The organism is Novosphingobium sp. B1 (assembly GCF_900176395.1).
GTDB lineage: Bacteria > Pseudomonadota > Alphaproteobacteria > Sphingomonadales > Sphingomonadaceae > Novosphingobium.
The window spans coordinates 721090-737409 of sequence record NZ_FWXL01000001.1; the positions used below are offsets into that span (position 1 = coordinate 721090).

General features: G+C 64.2%; 22 protein-coding genes and 1 pseudogene. 4 read left to right on the forward strand and 19 right to left on the reverse strand.

Annotated features, from left to right (window positions below):
• Positions 1-97: 97 nt before the first annotated feature.
• The 4 genes and pseudogenes from B9A23_RS03420 to B9A23_RS03430 form a co-directional block, all read right to left on the reverse strand.
• A complete protein-coding gene (locus B9A23_RS03420) occupies positions 98-955 on the reverse strand; it encodes a response regulator (RefSeq protein ID WP_176217864.1) in 858 nt (285 codons plus the stop codon).
• A gap of 339 nt (positions 956-1294) precedes the next feature.
• Positions 1295-1537 (reverse strand): hypothetical protein, encoded by a 243-nt coding sequence (locus tag B9A23_RS23220; protein ID WP_254894966.1) that lies wholly within the window; start codon positions 1535-1537, stop codon positions 1295-1297.
• A gap of 66 nt (positions 1538-1603) precedes the next feature.
• A pseudogene (locus tag B9A23_RS23225) lies at positions 1604-1720 on the reverse strand (ribbon-helix-helix protein, CopG family); the annotation flags it as partial.
• On the reverse strand, positions 1717-3783 hold the full coding sequence (locus B9A23_RS03430; protein WP_084277526.1) for a conjugal transfer protein TraG: 2067 nt from the start codon (positions 3781-3783) through the stop codon (positions 1717-1719). The gene B9A23_RS03430 and the pseudogene B9A23_RS23225, both read right to left, overlap by 4 nt.
• A 273-nt stretch (positions 3784-4056) precedes the next feature.
• On the opposite strand from B9A23_RS03430, the gene B9A23_RS03435 reads away from it, so the two are divergent.
• Both B9A23_RS03435 and B9A23_RS03440 read left to right on the forward strand, forming a co-directional pair.
• Positions 4057-4329: a type II toxin-antitoxin system TacA family antitoxin gene (locus tag B9A23_RS03435; protein ID WP_084277408.1), complete on the forward strand. Its 273-nt coding sequence runs from the start codon at positions 4057-4059 to the stop codon at positions 4327-4329.
• A gap of 125 nt (positions 4330-4454) precedes the next feature.
• Positions 4455-4835, forward strand: a complete 381-nt coding sequence (locus B9A23_RS03440; protein ID WP_368655924.1) for a GNAT family N-acetyltransferase — start codon at positions 4455-4457, stop codon at positions 4833-4835.
• Positions 4836-4893: 58 nt separating this feature from the next.
• Here the strand turns inward: B9A23_RS03440 and B9A23_RS03445 are convergent, their stop codons facing one another.
• The 10 genes from B9A23_RS03445 to B9A23_RS03485 all read right to left on the reverse strand — a co-directional run bounded on the left by B9A23_RS03445 (position 4894) and on the right by B9A23_RS03485 (position 12005).
• On the reverse strand, positions 4894-6639 hold the full coding sequence (locus B9A23_RS03445) for a relaxase/mobilization nuclease domain-containing protein (protein WP_084277410.1): 1746 nt from the start codon (positions 6637-6639) through the stop codon (positions 4894-4896).
• Positions 6640-6883: 244 nt separating this feature from the next.
• Positions 6884-7693, reverse strand: a complete 810-nt coding sequence (locus tag B9A23_RS03450) for a lytic transglycosylase domain-containing protein (protein WP_084277411.1) — start codon at positions 7691-7693, stop codon at positions 6884-6886.
• Positions 7694-7697: 4 nt separating this feature from the next.
• Positions 7698-8042, reverse strand: coding sequence for a DUF736 domain-containing protein (locus B9A23_RS03455; RefSeq protein ID WP_084277412.1), 345 nt, complete (start codon positions 8040-8042; stop codon positions 7698-7700).
• Complete coding sequence (locus tag B9A23_RS03460) at positions 8023-8631, reverse strand: S26 family signal peptidase (protein ID WP_084277413.1); 609 nt, start codon at positions 8629-8631, stop codon at positions 8023-8025. Before B9A23_RS03460 ends, B9A23_RS03455 begins: the two co-directional genes overlap by 20 nt.
• Complete coding sequence (locus tag B9A23_RS03465) at positions 8628-9146, reverse strand: DUF2840 domain-containing protein (RefSeq protein WP_084277414.1); 519 nt, start codon at positions 9144-9146, stop codon at positions 8628-8630. The genes B9A23_RS03460 and B9A23_RS03465 overlap by 4 nt, the downstream gene beginning before the upstream one ends.
• A gap of 389 nt (positions 9147-9535) precedes the next feature.
• Complete coding sequence (locus B9A23_RS03470) at positions 9536-10420, reverse strand: replication initiator protein A (RefSeq protein WP_084277415.1); 885 nt, start codon at positions 10418-10420, stop codon at positions 9536-9538.
• 6 nt (positions 10421-10426) lie between these two features.
• The gene (locus B9A23_RS03475) at positions 10427-10726 is read right to left on the reverse strand and encodes a helix-turn-helix transcriptional regulator (protein WP_084277416.1); all 300 of its coding nucleotides are present in this window, start codon (positions 10724-10726) and stop codon (positions 10427-10429) included.
• 114 nt (positions 10727-10840) lie between these two features.
• The gene (locus B9A23_RS03480; protein WP_176217865.1) at positions 10841-11452 is read right to left on the reverse strand and encodes a DUF2285 domain-containing protein; all 612 of its coding nucleotides are present in this window, start codon (positions 11450-11452) and stop codon (positions 10841-10843) included.
• Positions 11409-11615: a transcriptional regulator domain-containing protein gene (locus B9A23_RS22680; protein WP_176217866.1), complete on the reverse strand. Its 207-nt coding sequence runs from the start codon at positions 11613-11615 to the stop codon at positions 11409-11411. Before B9A23_RS22680 ends, B9A23_RS03480 begins: the two co-directional genes overlap by 44 nt.
• A 99-nt stretch (positions 11616-11714) precedes the next feature.
• A complete protein-coding gene (locus B9A23_RS03485) occupies positions 11715-12005 on the reverse strand; it encodes a DUF2285 domain-containing protein (protein WP_084277418.1) in 291 nt (96 codons plus the stop codon).
• Between the two features lie 416 nt (positions 12006-12421).
• On the opposite strand from B9A23_RS03485, the gene B9A23_RS03490 reads away from it, so the two are divergent.
• The gene (locus B9A23_RS03490) at positions 12422-12640 is read left to right on the forward strand and encodes a helix-turn-helix domain-containing protein (protein WP_084277419.1); all 219 of its coding nucleotides are present in this window, start codon (positions 12422-12424) and stop codon (positions 12638-12640) included.
• Between the two features lie 55 nt (positions 12641-12695).
• Here B9A23_RS03490 and B9A23_RS03495 read toward each other — a convergent pair whose 3' ends face one another.
• The 4 genes from B9A23_RS03495 to B9A23_RS22685 form a co-directional block, all read right to left on the reverse strand.
• Entirely contained in the window at positions 12696-13013 is a 318-nt protein-coding gene (locus B9A23_RS03495; RefSeq protein ID WP_084277420.1) for a DUF736 domain-containing protein, read from the reverse strand.
• 298 nt (positions 13014-13311) lie between these two features.
• Positions 13312-13446 (reverse strand): hypothetical protein, encoded by a 135-nt coding sequence (locus B9A23_RS23230; protein ID WP_254894948.1) that lies wholly within the window; start codon positions 13444-13446, stop codon positions 13312-13314.
• A gap of 50 nt (positions 13447-13496) precedes the next feature.
• Positions 13497-13949: a hypothetical protein gene (locus B9A23_RS03500; protein ID WP_084277421.1), complete on the reverse strand. Its 453-nt coding sequence runs from the start codon at positions 13947-13949 to the stop codon at positions 13497-13499.
• A gap of 150 nt (positions 13950-14099) precedes the next feature.
• Complete coding sequence (locus B9A23_RS22685; RefSeq protein WP_176217867.1) at positions 14100-14261, reverse strand: hypothetical protein; 162 nt, start codon at positions 14259-14261, stop codon at positions 14100-14102.
• Positions 14262-14591: 330 nt separating this feature from the next.
• Here B9A23_RS22685 and B9A23_RS03505 point away from each other — a divergent pair, with 330 nt between their 5' ends.
• Positions 14592-15485, forward strand: coding sequence for a Shedu immune nuclease family protein (locus B9A23_RS03505; protein WP_084277422.1), 894 nt, complete (start codon positions 14592-14594; stop codon positions 15483-15485).
• 89 nt (positions 15486-15574) lie between these two features.
• Here B9A23_RS03505 and B9A23_RS03510 read toward each other — a convergent pair whose 3' ends face one another.
• Entirely contained in the window at positions 15575-15898 is a 324-nt protein-coding gene (locus B9A23_RS03510) for a DUF736 domain-containing protein (RefSeq protein WP_084277423.1), read from the reverse strand.
• Positions 15899-16320 lie beyond the last annotated feature (422 nt).

Here is a 16320-nt window from a genome sequence, read left to right on the forward strand (position 1 = left end):
CGGCGGAAACGAGTCTGACCTGTTATCGACTGGGGCATCGCAATGCGGGTTCGGCCTTTGGTGCGATGGCGCATGTGGAGCCACCGATCCGCCGGTATCAGCCCACAGGAACGCCGTGACTGCGCCACATTGAGGAAAGATACTGCGTGATCGCCTCAAGCGTTGCAGATTCCAGCGCCAGCAATGTGCGGCGCTTGTCCTTGGGATCCTGCCACCGCCGCACCAGGCCTGCCGCGACAAGTTGCCGCACGTAGCGAAGCGCCGTGGTGAAGGGAACCTGCGTGGCGGCGCAGACGCTGGACGGCGGCACCGCCTTGTCCTTGAGGCCGGCCGAGGCGAGTTCAAGCAGAATATCCCATGCCGGATCGGCAAACAGACTGGTATCAAGGAAGGCTGATCGGCTCTGGCGGGATTTGATGATCGAGCGGACGAAGACCTGCAATTCTTCCGCAGTCGGATCGCGAACTTCCCGATTGGCGGCAGCCGGGATTGGCGTGAGGCTGGCCGCAAGACCGCCGCGTCCGAGCATCTTGGCTAGGTTGAACTGGCCGACGAGTTGAGTCCAACGCGTGGCTGCGCGGCGCAAAGATGCGGCCAGCGCGCTTCGCCCTACCGGCTTGGTCAGAAAGTCGATTGCATTCGAACGCATCGCCTGCACAGCGAGATCGAGCGATCCGTCACCGGTAATGATAATTGCGACAATCGGGCGCAGCGCAGCAAACCGCGCCGAAAGCTCTTCAAGCATGGTGACGCCGTCCATCAGCGGCATCCTGAAATCGGCGAGAACGATACCAATCCGCGGGTTGTCAGCGATCATTCGCAGCGCGTGTCCCGGCGACGTGGTTTTTTGGCAAGGGTAGCCCAGCGCCTCGATCATCTCTGCATATTCGTCGAGACATTCCTCATCGTCATCGACGATGAGAATCTCGCACTGGCTTGCCTGAGGCAAGAGCATGAGCTTGTTAAAAGCTCCATCCGAATGATTCATCGCCTAGCTTCGCCCCACCGGCTATTACAGCCAAATTCCCACTGTTTGCATTCCCATTGCGCAGCAATTCCTCACTTTCCCAAGGAAAAATGGTGCATGATTGGCACTGTTTTTTGCGCAGGGCGAAGGTGCTGGACGCTCTGCTGCCGCGCACGAGAAGGCGATACGCCCATATTGGACGATTGCAAATCGATTAAGATTACAATGACGGCTAACTATTATCAAATAAAGATAGTTCATAGATATTTAATACGGGAAATTCAGAATATTATAACCGTATTTTCGGTGTATTAAGGTTAACTTTATTCAAGAATTTCTTTTATTTTCTCCTATCCGGTCAATTTCCATTTCAAGGCGAGAGCCGGTTTCCATTCTTCGGGCAAGTGTTTCGACAAATCGCTCCCAACGCTCGCGGCCAATGGCCTGTGCAGCCTGGCCTTGCGAGTCCGGCGACGCGACGTGATTTGTCAGCCAGAACCGGATAAAGATGGCCAATGTCTCGGCAGTGAGCTCAGCATGCCACTGCAGGCGAGCAATGTCTCGTGTCATGCGATCCAGCCGTCGGCTGAGAGAGGCTTCGAGCCGATCAGCAGCGTCCGGCGACAGGAAGGATGCCAGTGCCGCTTCGATGATCGCGGTTTGCGACGCCTTGCGCGTTCGCGCATGATCGGCAAGCGCGCGAGCGAGATCGGCCGACAGGCGAACGCTGCGCTTGACATGCCCTCCGCTCACAGCAGCAGCCCGTCATCGGGATCCAGCGAGGCGTTGCGGGCATTGCGCCTCAGCAGCCGGTCGGCTTCCCGCCGCGCCTGAGCACCATCCTCCTCCTGCGCATCGTTCCGATCGAAGTCGAATTCATTGTCCTGGGGTCTGGGGGCAGGGGCGATATTCTCATGCTCCCCGAGCTCCGGCTCCTGCCTGATGCCGGCATTCGCCGCGTCGTCAGCCGCATCAGCCTCGCGAGCATCGGCAGACGCATTGGTGGCAGCCCCTTCCTCGCTCTCCTTTCCAGTCAATTCTTCAGCTTGGGCACGAGATGTCTGCGGCAGAGGCGGCGCCACTACCGGATGGAGCATGGTCCAGTCATCCCGCGGCCGCAGTTCGGGCGCGAGTGGTGCTGGTTCAGGCGGCGGCAGGAGCCGCGTCTTGAACCGCGAATCGAGATAATAGCGCGCCTTGGCCGCGCGGATCGGCGGCGTGCTGGCAACGAAGACGATCTCCTCATCATCGGAAAATTGCTGAATCTCGCCCGGGGTGAGCAAAGGCCGCGCTGTTTCGGTTCGCGACACCATGACATGCCCCAGCCACGGTGCGAGCCGATGTCCGGCATAGTTCTTCATCGAGCGCTGTTCGGTCGCCGTGCCGAGGGCATCGGACACACGCTTGGCGGTACGCTCGTCGTTGGCCGCGAAGGCGACTCGGACATGACAATTGTCGAGGATCGCGTTGTTCTGGCCGTAGGCTTTCTCGATCTGGTTCAGTGACTGGGCGATCAGGAAGGCCTTGATGCCATAGCCCGCGACGAAGGCGAGCGCGCTTTCGAAGAAATCGAGCCGGCCGAGCGCGGGAAACTCGTCGAGCATGAACAGGAGACGCTGGCGCTGGCCCTTGACGGTCAGTTCCTCGGTCAGTCGCCGGCCGATCTGGTTGAGCATGAGGCGCACCAGCGGCTTGGTCCTGCTGATGTCGCTGGGCGGGATCACCAGATAGAGCGAGACGGGCACGGGCGAAGATACCAGATCGGCGATGCGCCAGTCGGACGAGCCGGTGACCCTGGCGACGATGGGATCGCGATAGAGGCCGAGAAACGACATGGCAGTCGAGAGCACGCCCGAGCGTTCGTTGTCGGACTTGTTGAGCAGTTCCTGCGCGGCGGCGGCGACGACCGGATGGACGCCGGCCTCACCCAGATGGCGGGTCGCCTTCATCCGCCGCAAGGTTTCCTCGACCGGGCGCCGGGGATCGGAGAGGAAAGCGGCGACGCCGGCCAGCGTCTTGTCCGCCTCGGCATAGAGGACATGGAGGATGGCGCCGACCAGCAGGGCATGGCTGGTCTTTTCCCAATGGTTGCGCTTTTCGAGGCTGCCTTCGGGATCGATCAGCACGTCCGCGACATTCTGGACGTCGCGCACCTCCCACGCGCCCTTACGGACCTCGAGCAGCGGATTGTAGCCGTTGGACAAGGGATTGGTGGGATCGAACAGCAGCACACGGCCATGCGCCGCGCGGAAGCCCGCGGTCAGCTGCCAGTTCTCGCCCTTGATGTCATGAACGATGCAACTGCCCGGCCAGGTGAGGAGCGAGGGGATGACCAGGCCGACGCCCTTGCCCGAGCGGGTCGGCGCGAAGCAAAGCACATGCTCGGGACCGTCATGACGCAGATAGCGGTTCCCCTGCCAGCCGATCACCACGCCGTCATCGGCATGGAGCCCGGCCTTGCGGATCTCCTTGTCCGTTGCCCAGCGCGCCGAGCCATAGGTTTCGGATTTCTTCTCCTCGCGCGCGCGCCAGACCGACATGGCGATCGCGACGACGACGGCGGCCATGGCGCCGGAGACCGCGATGAAGCCGCCGGTCTCGAAGATCTTCGGCGCATAGGCATCATAGGCGAACCACCACCAGAAGAAGGCAGGCGGCGGATAGATCGGCCACGGCCCCAGCCAGAACCAGGGCTGGCCCAGTTCACTCTGATAGGCAAGCGCGGCCGCCGTCCATTGCGTTGCGGCCCAGACGCCAAACAGAGTCAGGGTGATGACGGCCAGCACCTGGCCCCAGAGTATCTTGGTTGCGGACATGATAGCGCCCTTAATGAGCGCCGGCATCGTGCCGCCGACGCGGGAGGGCATATCAAGAAACGCAGAACTGGCTCTGCTTCAACAGACGATTGCGACAAGCGCAGACTGGCGCAGAAAGACAGGAACTGGCGTGCCTTCTTCTGCGGACACCGGATGACTGACGGGCGCAAGGGCGAGCCTTTCATGCCGCTGCGCGCTGGCCTTGTGGAAGCTGCTTGCCCATTGAACCGCCGCTACCGCGTATGCTATTGTCATACACAAAGGAGTGTCATCATGGCAAAGGCATCACCGGCCATTCTCAGCGTGCGCGTCAGCCAGCAGGAACGCGCCATGCTGGAGGCTGCTGCGCAGGCGGCACGAACAAACCTCAGCGACTTCATACGGCGCCGGGCTGTCGAGGCAGCGGAGGAAGATATGCTCGAACGTCGGCAGGTTGTCATTGCAGCCGAGGATTGGGAGAGGTTCGAAGCCTGGGTTCATGAAGAGCCGAGGCAAGTCGAAGCGCTCGGCAAGCTCGCCGCGTCGCGACCCGCATGGGAGAGGTAACGCCACCCCGTCCGCTGGCGGAGGGGGATGATTGCGAGGCGTTCGACTGCGGGCGGGAATCGCTCAACCGCTGGTTTCGTCGCAACGCATCGCGCAATCAGGAATCGGGCGTGTCACGGACCAGTGTGATCTGCGATCCCGCGGCGGGGCGGGTCGTCGGCTTTGTCAGCCTTTCCGCTTCCCAGATCGAGCGCGCGTTCGTCGCAAGGGCCGATCAGCGCAACCGTCCCGATCCACTCCCGGCGCTGCTGCTGGGCCAGCTCGCGGTCGATCAAGACCATCAGGGACGCGGTTACGCCCGATCGCTGATGCTGTTCGCGCTCACGACCGCAGTGCGTCTTTCACGAAGCATTGGCTGTTTCTGTGTGCTCGCTCACCCGCTCGACGACGGGGTGCGGGACTTCTACCGCCGCCACGGTTTCGAGGATCTCCCCTTTGACTCGAACCGCAGCATGGCGGTGCGCATCATCGACCTCGTTCGCAACGGGTTCGGCGCGGACGGCTGAGGCGTCGTGGCCTTACATTCATGAAGTCGGGACAGGATCGCTCCATCCCCTCGACGGCTTATAGCCCGATCCCCCGACCGCGCCCGAGCGACCAGTCTACCCCGCCGCCGGGCTGCATGGTTCCGGTGATATGCTGGCCCAGATGCGGATTGAGCGCGGGCCGCCAGGGCACGAGCTGGAAACCCACCCCGTCATCGATCATGGCGAAGCGTCCCGAGGCCAAAGCGACGCACTCACGGTAGATGCCGCTCACATAGTCGCCTGGCCCCGAAGGGCGATGGACAAGGCCCGTGCGCTGCGCGATGGCGTCGATCTGCTGCTCGATCTCCTTTTCCCGAAGCGTTGCAATCAGATCGCGCGCGAAGAGGAAGCCGGTTCCGCGTCGCTGAGCGAGCCCCTGGGTTTCGAGATGGTGAGCGCGCGCATCCATTGCATCGCGGATGTCCTGCCCGAACCCGTTGCCGGTCGCCACCGGATCGCGCGCGATCAGCTGACGATCGAGCCAGGTCGCGCCCGGCGCTTGCACCTGTTCGGCCAGCGTGAGGTCTGAGCGGGTCGCGAGCGAGAGCCGGCTGTTGCCCTTCGCATCCTGCCAGACGCGGGTCTCGACGATCGCGCCAGTCATGGCGTCGCCGGTCATGTCGATATCGCCGAAACGCAGATGATGGGTGCGCCCGTCGGCGCCGTCGATCACGGCATAAGCGGTGCCGATCAGTTCATCATGCAGCCCGCGTTCGACCAGTCGGCCGATGATCGGATCGGCCGGCGCCGCGTTGTGAAGCGTCAGGCTGGCCAGATCAATCGCGCGGCCTTGTCCCTGCAGGGCGCGGTGCATGGTCTTGATGATGTCGGTGCGGATCGAAAGGTCGCGCAGCGTCTGCTCGGCGCCGGCACGGATCGTCCAGACCGCCGGACCCTGAGCGTCGGCAAGGCCCATCCGTTCGAGTTTCTGCGCCCGCCCGATCAGCAGTCGGTGCATCTGGGGATCATCGCCAGCCTGCGGCCGCAGATCCACGACGCCCGCCATCTCCTGGGCCATGCGCTCCAGCCGGCGATCAAGGCCGGTCCAGCGATCGGCGTCGACCTCGCGTTCGAGCGCGGTCCGAATCTCCTGCTCGCTGCGCGGCCCCAGCTCGAGCGTAACGCGCGCCTGCGCCCGGTCGCGCAGCCCTTCGCGGATATAATCGCGGTCGATGACGAGATCGGCGCCGGTGTCGTCCACCCCGCGCAGCAGCACATGGATATGGGGATTGTCGGTGTTCCAGTGATCGACCGCGACCCAGTCGAGCCGGGTGCCCAGATCACGCGCCATATCGTCCATCAGTTCGCGAGTGAAGGCGCACAGGTCCGCCATGTCGGCGGCGTCCTCAGGGCTGACGATGAAACGGAAATGATGCCGGTCATCCTCGCAGCGTCCCGCGAAGGCCTTGCCATCCGCAGCATCGCCACGCCCGTCAAACAGGTTGGCGTCGCGCCCGTCGCGGGTGACGCCGTCGCGTTTCAGATAGGCGATGTGCCGGGCGAGCGGCGCCGAACGATAGCGGCTGCCGCGATGCCGCACGACACGCGCCTTGATGACGACGCGGCGGGCATTGGCGGGCGAGCGAGCATTGAGCCGGGCGATGCGGCCGCGGCCATGACGCCCGGTCCCACGCCCCCGCGACGGCCCCTTGCGGCTATAGCCCGCCTTCGCGGCGGCGTGCTTGACCTGGGCGGCGAGGCTCTGCGCCTTGCGCCCCAAGCCGCTTCCCGCGTCGCGGCTCCTTCCCGGCCGCACCTCGAAATCATCGTCGCCGATGGTCATAGGGGCCTCGAAAATGGCGTTGCCACCCGCTGACACCTTGAATTGACGCGACAATCGCCAAAACGCGCCACCCGGCCCAATGCCGTGCCACCTGGAGAAACCCTACAATCCCAACCACATGACGCCCCACAGGTGGCGTCCTTTTTATCTCGCCATCCCTTTTTGCCTTCGATTTCCGCAACTTGTCCTCCTTTCCACCGCACTACGCCCTGCGCTGAATCACGCCAGCGAACACCAGCGCGGCTCATCGCTCGCTGCTCCCGGAAACGGGCGCGAACAGCCCATGCGCAGCGGGGGTGGAGGCGCGTGAAGAGCGCATGGCAGCCTCAGAAGATGGGGCAGAGATGAGCCGCTCGGCCTGCATGGGCGGCGCAGCGTCCGATAGCGTATCGTCGCTGTCCGGTTCGCCATCGCCGCGCAGCACGAACAGCGTCGCGCTGCGCCAGGAGGGCGCGGCCGGTGCGATCGGCGTGCGCGAAACCCCGGGCAGATCGGCGGGCGCAGCGACGCCGGATGTGCCGACCATCGGCGCGATCTTCGCCACATAGGCGATGGTCTCGGCGGGCAGCGAACGCCCCCGTATGCGCCAGTCATCAACGCGACCGGGGCCGGCATTATAGGCAGCGAGCGCGCTGGGCAGATCGCCGTAGCGATCGACCATTTCGCGCAAGTACGCCGCACCGGCGAGGATATTGGCGCGCACGTCCCAAGGACCGTCGCCAAGTCCATAGCGTGCGGTCAACCCCGCCCAGGTGGCGGGCATGATCTGCAAGAGGCCGATCGCGCCAACCCGCGAAACTGCCGCCGGATTGCCGTTGCTTTCGGTGCGCATCACGGCCCATATCCACGCCTCCGGAATGCCGAAACGCTGCGCCGCCTCGGCAACATGCGGTGCGTAAGGATGCACGGCGACGGAGGCGACCTGCGCCGCCGCCGTGCCCGGGGCCAGCAGAGCGATGGCCGGGAAGAGGAAGAAAGCCGTGCCAGTGATGGCCGATGCGGCGGCGAGGCGGATGGCGCGGCAACGGCAGCGCGAAACGAAGCGGGCGCGCATCGGCCTATTCCGCCTTGGGGCGCTGCAGACGCGGCGACCAGAGCAGCACATGCGCGTCGTCGTCGCGGTGCGAGCGCAGCAGATTGGCGCGAACCGGACGCGGGAAGGACGGGCAATCGAGCTCGACGGCGATGAAGCCGCCCGCCTTGCCCTCATGGTTCCAGCCGGAACCGACCTCCAGCCCGACGCCCTCGGGCGCGGCATCATCGGCGAGATGAACCCGCCAGTCGGGCGCACGGCCAGAGCCGGTAAAGCCGGTGGGCACGAGCCGCAGCGGCACGTCGAGCGTGAGCGTCAGCAAACGCCCGGCGAAGCCGTCGCCGGACGTTTCAAAGCAACCGATCTGCATCGGACTTCTCCTTTTGCGTGATGGAAGGATGGGAGCGCGCGCCGCCGAAGCGCCAGCGCAGCGGCGCGTCCGGCGTGTCGCGCGTGAGGATGGGTGTCGCGCGGCCGCGCAGTCCTGTGGCCAGAATCGGCCCGAAATAGCGCCCGTCGAAACTGTCCGTCGCGTCATTGAGCAGGAACAGTTCGTCATCGCGCAGCACGTGGCAGCCGCGCCAGACCGGCAAGGGTCGGCCATGACTGTCTGAGGTTCTTGCTATCGCGGCGCGGCGTCCGTCGATCGTCACCGCCCTATCGCGGCGGCAGATCTGGGCGCCGGGACGCGCGGCGATACGCTTCAACAGCGGCACGCCAACCGGCAGATAATGGCGCTCGGCCATGAGCCGGGCGAGCGCGGGCGGCGGCGCGACGGCGACCATATCGCCGACCGCCGGGTCGCGCAGCGGATTGATCGCATATAGCCCGACTGGTGCGCTCGGGCTGGCGTTCCACACCAGCAATTTGGGCATGGGCACGATGAGCGTACTCAGCGCCATACCGATCGCCACGCCGGTCAGATGCGGCACATAATGGGAGAGCGGAAGCCGGCTCATTGCCCCAGCGCCTTGCGCTTGAGCCAGGCCTGATGGCGCTCTGCCGTATAATCGCGGAACGGCTGACCGGCGCTCAGCCGATTGTGAACATGGCGCCAGTGATCGGGCGCGATATCGCAGGGATGGAGGCCGATGGCCTCGATCTGGTCGATCGCCTCTATCACGGTGCGGACCTTGGGCCAGCCCTCGATCGAGAGCAGCAGTTCGCCGCCCGGCCGCACGAAAGGCAGGGTCGTATAAGGCTCACCGCTGCGCACCGTTCGCAGGATGTCGATGCGCGAATGGACGGTGCCATAGTCGTTGGCCGACCAGCGCATGAACGCGACGACGGCATCGGGCCGGAAGGCAAGGATGCGGGTCTTGCGGCTGACGATCCGTTCGCCAGCGATCCGGCCGAAGCGGATCCAGTGTTCGAGCCGCTTCTCGATCCAGATCAGTTCGATCTCGGTGCGGTCGCTGCGGGGCAGAGGAAAGTGACCGGCGGGCTTGCGCGCGCCGGGAGGCAAGTCGGTCATGGCAGATCTCCGAAAAAGGTGGCGGAAGGACCGCCGGTTCGCAGCCGAAGCGCAGCACGGCAGCGATGCGAACGGCGACGAGGCGCATCCTGCCCGCATCAATCTCGCCGCGGAGCGGGGTCGCCCGGTTGCGCGGCGGTGGTCGATGAGCAGCATGATGGCTGTCTCCCACGATCGCGCGCGGACGCACCCGGCGGGAATCGGGGGCGCAAATCGTCCACAGGCCTGCAGACGGTTAGCAAGAGTCCGAAGGACTCTCTTGTTAGCACCGTTAGAAGGGGGTCGATTCACCGCAGATTTGCGGCGAGTCGCGCGCCATGCCGGTTTTTCATAGGCCAAGCGGGCAGTTTTCAATCGGCCAGGTCGCGTGGTTTTTAATAGGCCATGTCTCATGGCCGGTTGTCCACAGGCCTGAGCTTGAGCCGGCGCATGGCGCGATCGAGCGGATCGACCGGGGCGGCAACGAAGTTCAGCCGCTCGCGGCCGAAGCCATATTCGATGGTGAGGATATAACCGGGAAGCGCCTGGCGGTGGACGATGGCGCGCACTTCGAACGCGAATTGCTTCAATGGCGAGAGCGCGCCCGACTTGAGATGCAGATGCGCGATGTCGAAGCTCCAGCCGCCAGGCTGGTGACCGCCATGCTTGCGCACGATGCGGTAGAGCCAGCGTTCCAGGCCGCCCGTGAGATCGAAATAGGCGCGGTCGATGGTGAGCACGAGCGCGCGATCGACGACACCGGCATAAAACCAGTCGGGCAGGATCAGTTCGATGCCGAGCGGGCGCCCCTGGCCGTCGGCCAGTTCGCGCCATTCGTTGATCCAGGAAAAGCGATGGCGACGGCGCTGGTGCTGCTGGCGGATCGACGTGGCGACGGTGGTCGATTGCAAACGGTCCAGCGCAGCCTTCAGGCGATCATAATGATCGCGGCCGATGCTGCGGCCGGTGAAGGCGAGGATTTCATGGGGCGTGGTCATCATGAGGCGCGAGGTCGCTCGCCCGGCGTCACGGGCCTGAACGATCTGGCTCGCCGCCCAGATCAGCACGTCCGCGTCCCAGATGGTCGCCATGCCGTGCTCGGGCACGGCTTCGACCGAGATCCAGGTTTCGCCCATGCGAAACTCGATCGGTGCGGTGCGCTTGCGCTTGGCAAGGCTGAAAAAGGGCCAGGACATGAGATCCTGCGCGTCGCGCGGCGCGATCTCGCCCGGCATCGACCGGAACAGGTCGAGCTGGGCGCGTTCGCCCGGATCGCAGCGGACATGAAGCGACATCGCCGTTCAGTCCTGCCTGAACCGACGCTGCGCGGGCAGGACGGTGCCGACGCCGGGATCGGAGGTGGATTTGCGGGTGCCGCGCGCGGCCCAGGCGTCGAGATCGTCGATCGCATAGACGATCCGCCCGCCCAGCCGGCGATAGACCGGGCCGGTGCCGTAGCAGCGATGCTTTTCAAGGGTGCGTGGAGATAGACCCAGATGCGTCGCGGCATCGGGGGTCTTGAGATAGCGCGGTCGCACGATCGCGGCGAGATTTGGCTCGGCGAGATAGCGGGGACGAGCGGCGACAGGCTCGGGTTCCATGGGCGTCCTCCTGACAAGGGCCGGCAGCAACGGCGCTGACCGGCGATGAGGAGGGCAGGATTGGCGGGGGCAATGGCGTCGAAGAAGGGACAGGAAAAAAGAGAAATTATGTCCCTATGGGCCGCCCAGCAGAGTGCGATATCCTCCCTCGACGAGTCGTGCGGCCTCAACGAGCCAGCGGCGCAGCCGCTTGCGCTCGGCGCTGTCCACCCAGTCTCCCGATGTAATCGCGGCACAGGCCGGATCGACGAGCACCGCCGCCATTTCGCGCAAGGGAACGCCGACGCGGGCGCCATCGAGGAGGCGCAGGAGGATGTGGAGATGCGATCGTCGTGACATGGTGTCCCAAAGGCTTTCGGGAGAAGGCTCGCGCGTCTCGCCGCCAAGCCGCGCCATCAGCCATTGGGCGGTGCGGGCGCGCGTGCGGTTGGGAGCCTCGAACGGCAGGAGGATTGAACCCCAGCGCTCGGCATCGGGCTCGATGCGCAGATGAACGATCGTCTCGCGCTCGCCCATCACGGCGTGAAGGCCGTCCTCGCCCTTCTCGATGATCGACAGGCCCGGCAAGCTGCGCAGTTCGATCGGCGCCGCAGCTGTGAAGCGCGCCGGTACGCGGCCGATCAACACGGTGAAGCGATTGACGTCGGCGTGCCAGATCACCCTTTCCGGTGGAGCGGGTTGTTCAGGATCGATCAGGAAATCGCAGCCCCCACCGCTGGGCGGCAACGGCTTCCTCCTTTCGATCGGGATTTTTCCGGCGGGCAATTTGATCGAAATCGCGGTTGTAAGCGGCATTGCGCCGCAGAAACTCGAAAGCGGCGATGCCGATATCGGCATTGTCGGGAAGACGCGCGGATTCACCCGCGCGCCAGACGTCGGCTGGCGACATAGTCTCCTCCCAGAACTTTTTGGGAAGGCAGGCTATCGCGGCAACCCTCGCGCGAATAATACGCCTCACGGCGTCAGCGGCGCATCGGGAAGCTCTTTTTCAGGATTTTTCAGTCGAGTCGCGTCGATGCAATTCCAGTTCGGCAAGCTGCCGGTAGCCGACCTCGGTCATCCAGCGGGCGCGGGCAAGATGCCCGTCATAGACCCGCCGTGCCCGATCGGGCTCTCGGGCGGCGTCGATTCCGAACAGGCTGACGATGGCTTGCCGCCAGGGCTTGTCCGCCGCCTTCTCCACATCGAGCAGATGGATATAAGCATCCAGATGCGCGAGGTCGTAAGCGGTGAGCGCATCCCCGCCGGGCGGCCCATCCTGGAAGGGTTCGATCGTCATGCGCAGACATCCTTCCCTTATCCCATGGCTGGCGCCCAATGCCGCGGGTGGCGCGACAAGGCGCAGGCCATTTCAAGGCCCTCGCAAACCCTCCATTCTGGATCGATTGCCTTTAGCGGGCTGAACGCGCCCAGACGACTCTTTGTCCCACAGCTAGTTTGGGCAGGTTTAGAGGGGGTTAAGCCGGCCGCACCTCCGAACGGACGGACGACGGAATGAGCGTAACGGACGCCATCGGCATTTTGATCGAGTCGAACCGACGTCGGTGAGCAAAAGCGGAAAGGGCTGGTCGGTCCGCCCCCCATCGAGCCCCGCCTTCTCCCGCCACGAACATCAAAGCCATCAGTTGCACTCCCTGATTTATTACATATTATAGTTGATAAACTTATAGTATGTAATTGCCGATTCATAGACGCATGGACATGCGCGTGTTGGTCGGCCGGAACTTTGCCCGCCTGCGTCGGGAGAAAGGCCTGACGCAGGAGGAAGTCGAGGCGCTTTCGGGATTCAGTCAACAATATCTGAGCAGCCTCGAGCGCGGGCGGCGCAATCCGACCGTCATCACCTTGTATGAACTGTCCAGTGCATTGGGCGTCAGCCACATCGATCTCATCCGTCCCGATGACTGCCCTTGAACGCTTCGCGCGACGAGGCGCCACCCGGCCGATGCCGGGTGGCGCCTCGTCCGGCTCAGTCCCGCGCCCGGCGGACGGGCCGGTTCCAGACCAGGTCATAACCGCCATCTTCGTCCGCGAAGAGCTGCGCGAAGATCGGGGCGACGAAGCTGGGATCGTCGAGCTTGACCGAGAGATAGGGGCGGTTGTCGCTGGTCCGCTTCTCCCACGCGGCGCCGATTTCGGCGTCTCCCACATAGATGCGATGGCTGGGTGCATTGCCGCTGGCCTCGCTGTCCGGGACGAAGCGAACCGCCTTGGCCTGAAGCCCGAGCGTGACTATGTCGCCCTTGAGTTCGCCCGAGACCTTTTTGAAGCTACCGATCCTTGCCATTGCCTGTCTTCCTTTTGCTTCGAGCCCGCAACCATCGCGGCCTCGATGCGTTAAGGGAGCCGAGAGGCGACGGGCGCCGCAGCCTTCGGCCCGCAGCGCAGCAGAGGACGGCCGGTCGCCGATTTTCTTGGTCCCGCGAGGAACGGCGGCACGCCGGGGGAAGAAAATCGGCGACCGGCCGTTGCGGCAAGCCCGTCGAGCGGAACGCGATCCTGTTGGTATGACGCGCATCGAACCGAGGCCGCTCTGGCGTGGGCGGGCAAAGGCACGAGCAGGCTGGCGATCGGGCGTCAGGAATTCAGGCGAACTCATCGGCAAGCAGATTGCCCAAGGTATCGGGCGAGCCTGCGCTCCGGTCATACGGAGCCGCAGCATCGAACAGTCCCTGCCTTGCCGCGACGACGCCGGGCTTGCCGCCAGGAAACCACCCCAAGACCTTCCCATCGGGCTGGCCGCGACCCGCATCGCGTGCCTCTCAACCGCTTATTCGGCGGCGGGGAGCGATGGCGTCATGGGCTGCTGAACCAGTTCGCCCCGCTCGAAGCCGGCCAGCCGGGTCCAGGCGGTCCCCGCGATCAGGGTGGCGCCCAGACCGCTCAGGATCGTGAGCGTCGCACCGGGATCGATCGCAAGTCCCATAACGCCATGGACGGCCTGATAGCCGACAATGCCCGCTGGCAGGACAAAGAGGAACGCGAGAGCGAGCCGCAGCAGCGGCGAGCCCGACAGCGCGAAGAGCAATTGCCCGGCGAACAGCGTCGCGAACCCGGCTGCAAAGCCGGCAAGGATCGCGGGCGCATAGCCGAAGCCAGCCCCGTGCATCCAGAAGGCAAGGCCGATGCCGGCGTAGAGCGGCAGCGCATAGACGGCGAGGCTGAAGAGCAGCCAGAGCATGGTGAGGCCGGCAAACAGGCCGAGAACGAGAAAGATGGTCATGAGATGCGTCCTTTGCATGACGAATGATCGTCAGACGCGCCCGCCACCACCTCCACAGCGCTTGTCTTGCGAGAAGCAAGATAACGCGCGACGGGCCAAAAGCGAAACAGATATTGTTTCGCTCCGGGCGGGGCGGAGCCCACCTTTCGATCAGGAAAAGGGATCATATTCGCGCACCAGGCTCGCCGGATTGCCGTCAAACTCGTCCCACGGCATCACCGCGTAACCGTTGCCGGTCCGCACGATGACCATGATCGTCATCAGTGTCTTCGCGAGGTTCCAGGCGAGCGACTGGGCGGTCTTGAGCGGCATGGATTGAACTCCTGTCGGAAGGAGCGGAAGACCATCCTCCGCTCGACAGGTGCCCCGCCGGCCGGGGGCTGGCCGCAATCACCGCGCCGGGACATGTCCCAAGCGGCCGCACGCTTGCGTAGCGGACCCCTTGCGGGTTGATTGAAGGAGGCCGGGCTTCGGCCACAGGGATCAGCGCCGACACACGAGCGAGGTTGGGCTTTTGCGTAACGGGCAGGCCCCATGCCGCGCAGCTCAGTCGCTCGCTTATGGCGCAAAGAATCTGATGGTCAGCACAGGCGCGAGCCGCGTACAGATTCAGGATGACCACATGACCAGTTCAGGGAGACGATGGGCTTGCCGAAATCCTTATCTTGCGAGCTTGAAGCCAAGCTGGCCGAATTCGATGAGCTGATTGGGTTACCGAAAGCGAACGAGAACGCCATTCAGGCATTTCTGGAGGCGAACACGATGTTCATGCCGACGCCGGACATGCTCAACCATCGGGTCCACATGAACAGCGTGATCGCCAAATTTCCCGTCGGCGAACGAGCGACCGACTATGCTTATCTGACCAAATCCAGCATCGAGTGGCGTCTGGTGCTGGTGGAACTGGAAGACAGCAGCAAGCCGATCTTCAAGAATTCCAGCAAGAACGCCGCCTTCAGCACCGAATTCAACGACGCGGTCGCGCAAATCGACGTCTGGCGCGACTATGTCCATCAACATCCCGATCGCCTGCGCGACAAGCTGCGTCCGTTGATGGTGCCTGCGCCGATGGCGCAGCACCGGCTGTCGGTCCGCTACGTGCTGATGATCGGTCGCTCGGCGGAATTTGAGCATCATGATGCACGCAAATTGCGGCTAGCCGGTTATGGCGCCGAACGCGATCTCACCATCATGACCTACGACACCATCCGCCGGGAGGTTGCGGCGGGGTACAACAAGCCGAAGGCGGTCTTGCGCGCCAACAGCCGCGGCTATCGCCTGCAGTCGGAAGAAGCGATGCCGACGATCATGTTCGCGCATATGAAGCCGGCTGAACTCGAGCTATCGGACATCGCCGAGGCAGCCCTGCGCGCCGAAAGCTATGACATCGACGCCTGGAAGCGGAACGAGCCGCTGGTCTTCAACGACAAATGGACCCGCGATTCCGAACCGGCCCTGTATGAATCCATGCATCCCGCCGTCCAGAAATTCATTGCGCGGCAGAAGACATCACGGCCAGGCGGCCATTCCGGTTGAACGGCCGCCTGGCGTTACAATGACGATGCGGAACGAAGGGCAAGGTTTCAGCCCCGCCCGGAGGCGGGGCCGCCGCGGGCCTTTGGGGGTCAGGCCGGCGGATTCCAGATGATGACCTTCTTCGCCGGATCGTCGCCCGGCGCGTTGGCGATATTGCCGTAGATGGTTTCGCTGAACTCGGGGGCCGACATCGACACCGAGGTATATTCGGCGCCCGTGGTCTGCGAGAAGCGGTTCCAGCCGCCACCCAGCTCGTAGCCGGTCTTGCGGCTGATGATGCGGAAGTCGGGCTCGCTGTCCTTGGACTTGCGGCCGTTGGGGATAATGGCGATCGGGGCCTGGACGGTCAGGGTGGCGAGCATGCCCTCCATGCTGCCGTCATTCTTCACGGTGAGGTTGGCGATCGTGGCCATGACGAAAACTCCTTGTGGTTGATCGGGGACCATCCCCGATGGCGCCCACAGGAGAGACCGGACGACGACGTCACCGGAGCGTCAGCGCAGGGGAACCCCCTTTACGGGGGTTGACGGCCCAAGGCGGCCGAGGCTCGTATCAGGCGACAAAAGAGGGGTTGGTCTCCAGCAGCCCGGAGAAAGTCCGCAGTGGCCATAGCCGACCTGTCTGAAGATCGGTTGCAGTGGCGCATGCCGACCGCAAGCCCCGGCCCCAGGGTTGCAGGCCTTCCCACCAACGCCCCAGGGGCATCGCATCAGCCCGCCGCGCATCAGGCGCGGCGCGTGAGGGTGTTGTGGCGCAACGCTTTCCCACAAACCTTTGGTGACATTACCGCTGTTCGTGCCGCACCGGGTTCGGCTGCATCACGCCATCGCCATGG

Bases quoted from the DNA above. Each gene is read 5' to 3' on its own strand.
- B9A23_RS03455 (WP_084277412.1), bottom strand. From the start codon at position 8,042: ATGCAGATCGGTTGCTTTGAAACGTCCGGCGACGGCTTCGCCGGGCGT.
- B9A23_RS03435 (WP_084277408.1), top strand. From the start codon at position 4,057: ATGGCAAAGGCATCACCGGCCATTCTCAGCGTGCGCGTCAGCCAGCAG.
- B9A23_RS22685 (WP_176217867.1), bottom strand. From the start codon at position 14,261: ATGCCGCTCAAGACCGCCCAGTCGCTCGCCTGGAACCTCGCGAAGACA.
- B9A23_RS03475 (WP_084277416.1), bottom strand. From the start codon at position 10,726: ATGGAACCCGAGCCTGTCGCCGCTCGTCCCCGCTATCTCGCCGAGCCA.
- B9A23_RS03470 (WP_084277415.1), bottom strand. From the start codon at position 10,420: ATGTCGCTTCATGTCCGCTGCGATCCGGGCGAACGCGCCCAGCTCGAC.
- B9A23_RS03495 (WP_084277420.1), bottom strand. From the start codon at position 13,013: ATGGCAAGGATCGGTAGCTTCAAAAAGGTCTCGGGCGAACTCAAGGGC.
- B9A23_RS03505 (WP_084277422.1), top strand. From the start codon at position 14,592: ATGGGCTTGCCGAAATCCTTATCTTGCGAGCTTGAAGCCAAGCTGGCC.
- B9A23_RS03500 (WP_084277421.1), bottom strand. From the start codon at position 13,949: ATGACCATCTTTCTCGTTCTCGGCCTGTTTGCCGGCCTCACCATGCTC.
- B9A23_RS03460 (WP_084277413.1), bottom strand. From the start codon at position 8,631: ATGAGCCGGCTTCCGCTCTCCCATTATGTGCCGCATCTGACCGGCGTG.
- B9A23_RS03465 (WP_084277414.1), bottom strand. From the start codon at position 9,146: ATGACCGACTTGCCTCCCGGCGCGCGCAAGCCCGCCGGTCACTTTCCT.
- B9A23_RS03450 (WP_084277411.1), bottom strand. From the start codon at position 7,693: ATGCGCGCCCGCTTCGTTTCGCGCTGCCGTTGCCGCGCCATCCGCCTC.
- B9A23_RS03490 (WP_084277419.1), top strand. From the start codon at position 12,422: ATGGACATGCGCGTGTTGGTCGGCCGGAACTTTGCCCGCCTGCGTCGG.
- B9A23_RS03485 (WP_084277418.1), bottom strand. From the start codon at position 12,005: ATGACGATCGAACCCTTCCAGGATGGGCCGCCCGGCGGGGATGCGCTC.
- B9A23_RS22680 (WP_176217866.1), bottom strand. From the start codon at position 11,615: ATGTCGCCAGCCGACGTCTGGCGCGCGGGTGAATCCGCGCGTCTTCCC.
- B9A23_RS03510 (WP_084277423.1), bottom strand. From the start codon at position 15,898: ATGGCCACGATCGCCAACCTCACCGTGAAGAATGACGGCAGCATGGAG.
- B9A23_RS03430 (WP_084277526.1), bottom strand. From the start codon at position 3,783: ATGTCCGCAACCAAGATACTCTGGGGCCAGGTGCTGGCCGTCATCACC.
- B9A23_RS03445 (WP_084277410.1), bottom strand. From the start codon at position 6,639: ATGACCATCGGCGACGATGATTTCGAGGTGCGGCCGGGAAGGAGCCGC.
- B9A23_RS03420 (WP_176217864.1), bottom strand. From the start codon at position 955: ATGCTCTTGCCTCAGGCAAGCCAGTGCGAGATTCTCATCGTCGATGAC.
- B9A23_RS23220 (WP_254894966.1), bottom strand. From the start codon at position 1,537: ATGACACGAGACATTGCTCGCCTGCAGTGGCATGCTGAGCTCACTGCC.